The organism is Bavariicoccus seileri WCC 4188, assembly GCF_000421665.1.
Classification (GTDB): Bacteria; Bacillota; Bacilli; order Lactobacillales; family Aerococcaceae; genus Bavariicoccus; species Bavariicoccus seileri.
Genome location: NZ_ATXL01000078.1, coordinates 1 through 5065, shown reverse-complemented (window position 1 = coordinate 5065; position 5065 = coordinate 1). Strand labels below are relative to the sequence as shown.

The following is a 5065-nucleotide window of genomic DNA, read 5'->3' as shown; positions in this document are numbered from 1 at the left end:
CAATCAGTTGCATAATGAGCTGTTCTAATATCGCTAAATTATCATGCGTGTAGTAAGCACGGTTATCTTTAATGTCCAGAAGTGATTTTGCCAAATCAGAAAACTTGAAGGTATCCATTACTTCTTTAACTAAGACTAAACCCGAATCACTCGATAAACGACCACCTGTATGCGAAATGATGATGTTTGAATTGAATTTTACCTGGTTTTTGTGTAAGCTATTCATGAAGAGAACTCCTTTCTTATGGTTGGTTTAGACACCTTTACCATATCAGAATGGGGTTCTTTTTTCATCACTTAACAGGTGAAAATGAAAAAGTAAATTTAAGCTGCCGTTAGGCAGTTGGTACATGTTTCAACGAAAAGTATGAATTGTTCAGGAATAGTAAAAATTACTCAAGTTTCTTGGGTTATATCCAGTCAATTCAGTGATACGGTTCAAGCGATATTGAACCGTATTTTTGTGTACAAATAATTCTTTCGCCATCTGCTTAATGCTACCATTACAGCGCTCATAGCTATCAAGTAGTTCTACAATCATTTGGTAGTCTTCAGGGGAAATATTCTGAAAGAGTGCTGTATGATACTGCTTTTTAGCTGTTGGATTGGCTGTAGCGAGGAGGTATTCATCTTTTAAATGACGATAAGAAAATCTGCTGCTGTCTTTTAAGTCACTTACGATAAACTCAGCCATTTTATAAGAGGCAATCAAATCACCATGAGCTTCTATAGGCAGACCAATCCCCATAACAAAGTCAGAAAGATAGGATGATTTCCAAATTTCTTTCAATCTCTGTTCACTAACGGTCGTTGAAATGATCAAAATAATTTCGTCTGTTGAGACCGAAATCACGTGGGGCTCAAATTGTAGCATTCGCTTGAGATAAGGGAATAGATCAACCATCTCGAATTTATGGGCAACATCAATAGGACTTTTCCACACGACGACAGCTGTTGGTTTTTGCGTTAACTGCACCAGTCTTTTTTCTTCATCTGGAGTCAACTGGATATTGGACGAAAATAACAAGTGCTCAACTAGAAGACGTTCGCGTTCAACGAGGTAATGGCGTTCGTTATCTGACAAATAGTTCTTGATCAGTAATTCCGACATCGATTTTATAATCGGACCAAAGAGTTTAACTGCAGCTACTTTTCCGGTAATGCCAATAGTCCCGATAATTTCTTGGTCGACTTCTACGGGTAAGTCAATGCCTTCTCTGGAGTGTTTATAGGTCATTTCTGCGGTAGTGATAAATTCTCTTTTAGTACGCAGAACAATAACCGAAACTTCATGGATGTCTCCAATTCTATCAGGGTCGGAACTGGCGATTATAATGCCATTTTTGTCCATGAAATTAATGTGATATCCAATGTTTGCTTCAATGGTTTTAACGATATTTTGTGCTAGATTTACAGGTATATCCATCATAGCCCTCCATTTTGGTAGATGTAGCCGCTTTTTATTGGTCTGTAGACTATAAAAAGTGTAGCGAAGAGTCATTATAATAACAAGTAATAACAGATATAAAATCAGAGTGTTTGTCAACTATCGATCATTGTTGACTCAATCTTTCATCAACTGTTGCATCAATCATTTCAGCTAATGCCATCTGGCAGGTGGTAAAAGTTTAAATGCAATCATTTAGGATCAGGAGGGGTAAGGATGTTAGATATACCAAGAAGTCTGTATAGAGAGCCAAAAACATTAGAAGACATCAAGGCTTTGAAAAGAACCTTGTGGGTCAATCCAGATCAAGAAAGTGTCAAAAATGTTTGGGAGTCATATCCATTTACCATGTCGGATATTGATGACGCTGAAAAACGGTTAGAGCGCTTTGCCCCCCTCTTGATGCAATATTTTGAAGAAGTTAGAAAAACGAATGGCATCATTGAGTCGCCACTTAAAAAGATTCCAGCGATGGAAGAGCGCATGAAAGAACGGCATTTGATCAAAGGTCAGTTATACGTTAAATTGGACTCTCATCTGGCTATCGCGGGTTCGATTAAAGCCCGTGGAGGCATCTATGAAGTTTTAAAGCGAGCAGAGGATTTGGCATTGGCTGCTGGTATTCTTAAAGTAACGGATGACTATAGTAAACTGGCCGAACCGAAGTATCGGGATTTCTTTTCGCAATACGATATCCAAGTCGGGTCAACCGGAAATCTAGGGCTATCCATTGGTATTATCTCGGCAACACTTGGGTTTGATGTTACGGTCCATATGTCGGCAGATGCTAAGTCGTGGAAGAAAGACTTGTTACGGCAAAAAGGGGCTAGGGTAATCGAGTATGACAGTGATTATACGGAGGCAGTTCGCAATGGCCGTCTAGCTGCTGAAGTGAATGACCGGTCGTACTTTATTGATGATGAAAACTCGTCGACCTTATTTATGGGCTATGCCGTCGCAGCGAAACGGTTGATCAAGCAACTAGAGGAAGAACACATTACGGTTGATGCAGACCATCCCTTATTCGTCTATCTGCCTTGTGGCGTTGGCGGTGCCGCTGGCGGTATCACGTTTGGCTTGAAGAAATTATTTGGTGAACATGTTCATTCATTTTTTGTTGAACCAGCACGGATACCTAGTGTGTTGATTGGGATGGCAACTGGATTGAATGAAAAAATATCGGTGAAAGACTACGGGTTAGATGGTGTAACAGAGGCAGATGGATTAGCCTGCCCATCGCCATCAGCATTAGTCGGCAAAGTGATGAAACCTTTGCTCAGTGGTATCTTTACAGTGAAAGAACATGAATTATTTAATTATCTACGGGAACTAGCTCATTCAGAAGGACTATACATCGAACCATCATCTTGTTCAGCCTTTGAAGGCGTCGCGCGATTATATGATTATCCAGCAGGCAGAGACTACCTCGCTGAATGGGGACTGGATGAGGATAAAATGACCCATGCCACTCACATTGCCTGGGCAACCGGTGGCAGACTCGTACCAAAAGATGTCATGGACCACTATTTAGAAACGTATATCGATTCGAGCCGGTGAGTTTTTGCTGTAGTGACTTGTAGTTACTGTTGTTTCTAATCATACATGATGTGTTGTGTCACTATAGGAAGCAAGTATTTTGTACTTTAACAGTAGTAGCAAAAAAATGGTAAAAATGAGTGGATTTGTAGTCTTTTAGAATTAGAGATAAAGAATCAAGCGAATGATAGCCACGACCGTTGAGATAGATCCTTAACGATTGTGGCTTCGTTTTTTTTGAAAGAATAGTAATTTTAGTTGTAACTTTATCTAGTTATGTAGATTTTATAAAGTTGTTGAAGGTTGTTTAAACTTGTTAATACTTGTTAATACTTTTACCAGTCGTTATTGATTGGAAAATGGTGATATGAAATCAGTTGTCAAATATGGTAAGGTAGTTGAGAATTATTATAGGTGAGGAGTTAGTTTAAAATGTTAGGCAGTTTTCCTTCAAAATTAAAAACGACCCAAGATAAACTGTTCGCTAAATTACCAGTGGATAAGATAGTGGTGTGGGCATACACCATATGGATCATTCCTTTTTTCATAGGTAGTTTGACGTTGTTTGGGCTGTTTATGTCACAGGAAGTCAACCTTGTTTTGAGAATTATCGGGGTCGTTGGATTAGGGGTCAGTGTTTTAGCAACGAGTCGTTTTGATCAAGCTAGTTTTTTGGCTATAATGTGGATTCTTTTTAGTGCCATGATTGCAGTGATGAGTCGTGAATATTACTTGTTTGATATTGCAGTATTAATGGTTGCTGCGCGTTCGGTGGACTTAAAGAAGTTACTGAAGGCTTTTCTGGTGGTTACTACAATCCTAACGATTTTAACAGTTGGCAGTGCCATCTTTAATATTATTGAGAGTCCGGTCTTTACAACGGCGACGCGGATTCGATATGCACTAGGCTTCAATTGGCCGAGCTTTTTACCACATCTTTTTTTCTTTGTCACGATGACTGTTGTTGTGGTGACGAAAGAGCGGTTTAATCACTATTGGGTGATAGGTTTTTGGACACTCAATGCCATTGTTTATTTGTTTACGGATACCCGAAATGCCTTTTACCTTAGTACGTTGTTCTTAATATGCGTGTGGCTATTTAACACGTTTGAGGTCTTTAAAAAAGCGGTCATTAAATTCGCACCACTCTTTATTTATAGTTTTGTGTTGGCCAGTCTAGCAATCGTAACGGTGTCCTATTTTTATGATCAGTTACCGATGTTAGAGAAACTCAATGCAGTTCTGAGTAATCGGCTACAACTGGCGAATAATGCTTTTCATGAATTTGGGATAACAGCTTTGGGACGCCCCATTAAGATGGTGGGCAATCTATCAATCCAATTAAACTCTTCTTTAAAACACGGCAGTTATAATTATATAGACAGTGCCTATATTCAGACCTTAATCATCCATGGCTGGCTTTACTTTGGATGCTTGCTGACTCTGTTAACAGTGACTTTACGTTATTTGCTTTCAGTAAAATCCTATTATTGGTTTTTTGCCCTTGTTTTTGTTGCTATTCATGCCATGGTAGACCCGCAGTTGTTGATGATGTGGTATTCGCCTCTGCTGCTAGTTGTAGGAAAGGTTTTTAACGTTAAAGGAGATAGACATAGAAGTTAACGCAGAGATAGCCTTAACTTAAAGATATAGCAAAGAGATATAACTCAAAGAGATATACAGAAGTATAAGTTAAAAATAGAGTCTATTAAGTTTTCAGAAAGAAACTTTTCTCAGAATGATAAGCGACTTTTCAGATGTTATATGATAATATGTACTTGATCGTTTTTAAAAATTTTCTAAATTCTATCCTGAACAATTCATACTTTTCGTTGAAACATGTGCCAACTGCCTAACGGCAGCTTAAATTTACTTTTTCATTTTCACCTGTTAAGTGATGAAAAAAGAACCCCATTCTGATATGGTAAAGGTGTCTAAACCAACCATAAGAAAGGAGTTCTCTTCATGATTAGCTTACACAAAAATTAGGTAAAATTCAATTCAAACATCATCATTTCGCATACAGGTGGTCGTTTATCGAGTGATTCGGGTTTAGTCTTAGTTAAAGAAGTAATGGATACC

4 protein-coding genes are annotated in these 5065 nt (G+C 38.4%); 2 read left to right on the top strand and 2 right to left on the bottom strand.

The features are described from left to right. Positions 1-226 (bottom strand): transposase (locus H541_RS0110495; RefSeq protein ID WP_026501786.1); only part of this gene is annotated, 226 nt, incomplete at its 3' end. A gap of 150 nt (positions 227-376) precedes the next feature. After that, positions 377-1426, bottom strand: coding sequence for a CdaR family transcriptional regulator (locus tag H541_RS0110490; RefSeq protein ID WP_022797241.1), 1050 nt, complete (start codon positions 1424-1426; stop codon positions 377-379). A gap of 237 nt (positions 1427-1663) precedes the next feature. On the opposite strand from H541_RS0110490, the gene H541_RS0110485 reads away from it, so the two are divergent. Beyond that, the gene (locus tag H541_RS0110485) at positions 1664-3004 is read left to right on the top strand and encodes a D-serine ammonia-lyase (RefSeq protein ID WP_022797240.1); all 1341 of its coding nucleotides are present in this window, start codon (positions 1664-1666) and stop codon (positions 3002-3004) included. Between the two features lie 411 nt (positions 3005-3415). Then, positions 3416-4606 carry a hypothetical protein gene (locus tag H541_RS0110480; protein WP_022797239.1) on the top strand — a complete coding sequence of 397 codons (1191 nt, stop codon included), beginning with the start codon at positions 3416-3418 and terminating at the stop codon, positions 4604-4606. The last annotated feature ends 459 nt before the right edge of the window (positions 4607-5065 follow it).

Bases quoted from the DNA above. Each gene is read 5' to 3' on its own strand.
- H541_RS0110490 (WP_022797241.1), bottom strand. From the start codon at position 1,426: ATGGATATACCTGTAAATCTAGCACAAAATATCGTTAAAACCATTGAA.
- H541_RS0110485 (WP_022797240.1), top strand. From the start codon at position 1,664: ATGTTAGATATACCAAGAAGTCTGTATAGAGAGCCAAAAACATTAGAA.
- H541_RS0110480 (WP_022797239.1), top strand. From the start codon at position 3,416: ATGTTAGGCAGTTTTCCTTCAAAATTAAAAACGACCCAAGATAAACTG.